This is a genomic window from Vibrio sp. 1249-1, from assembly GCF_033340495.1.
This window is the reverse complement of sequence record NZ_JAWOWJ010000286.1, coordinates 1-872: the sequence shown is the minus strand read 5'-3', so window position 1 is coordinate 872 and position 872 is coordinate 1. Positions and strand designations below refer to the sequence as shown.

The 872-nt window shown below is 49.1% G+C and carries 1 protein-coding gene; it reads right to left on the bottom strand.

Annotated features, from left to right (window positions below; genetic code table 11):
* Nucleotides 1-872, bottom strand: an 872-nt coding sequence (locus tag R7Z50_RS25885) for a cation:proton antiporter (protein ID WP_318149527.1), incomplete at both ends; no start/stop codon positions are given.

Sequence of the window (872 nt, the reverse complement as noted above, 5' to 3'; positions counted from 1 at the left end):
ACAATACCGCGTGGTGCAACCCAAGACAAAAAGAGCTTGTCTTTAAGGTTCAAGTTGCTGCGCATCGTAGAAAGAAAAATCGATAACGGGCGCGACACCAACTGCATAAAGACAAACAGCAGCAATGCACCACTACCCAGCGCTGCAAAATCATCCAAGCTGATTCGAGCCGCAAGGAAGATGAACAAGCCAGTGATCAACAAAATGGTCAAGTGCTCTTTAAAATGCAGAATTTGCTGAATGTTGATGTCTTTCGCGTTGGCAAGCCACATACCCATCACGGTAACGGTTAATAACCCCGCTTCAGATTCGATGTGGTTAGAGACCGAAAATACGCCCAGTACCACCATTAAAACCGCAAAAGGCTGCAAGTATTCCGGCAACCACGCTCGACGCAATACCGTCGCTACGGCTGCACCAGACGCCACACCTAAAATGACACCTACGGCAATGATGGTGCCAAAGACTTCCATGCTGTTTACGGCGCTGTGCGACACGATAAACTCATACACCATCACCACAAACAGCGCACCAAGAGGGTCGATTAAGATCCCTTCCCAGCGCAAAATATTGGCAAGTGTACTGTTAGGCCTTACCGTCCGAAGCAGCGGCACGATAACTGTCGGCCCCGTGACGACGGTTAAGCTGCCGAACAACATGGCGAGCTCCCAAGTAAAACCGAGGAAATAGTGCGTCGCAATACTGGTTGCTGCCCACGAAATGATGGCCCCGATGGAAACGATACTCCAGACTGAGCCACTCACACCGCGAATTTCTTTAAAGTTTAGGGTCAAGCTGCCTTCGAAAAGAATCACCGCAACCGCCAATGAAACCAAAGGAAAGAGCAAATTCCCTAAAATCTCATCTGGATT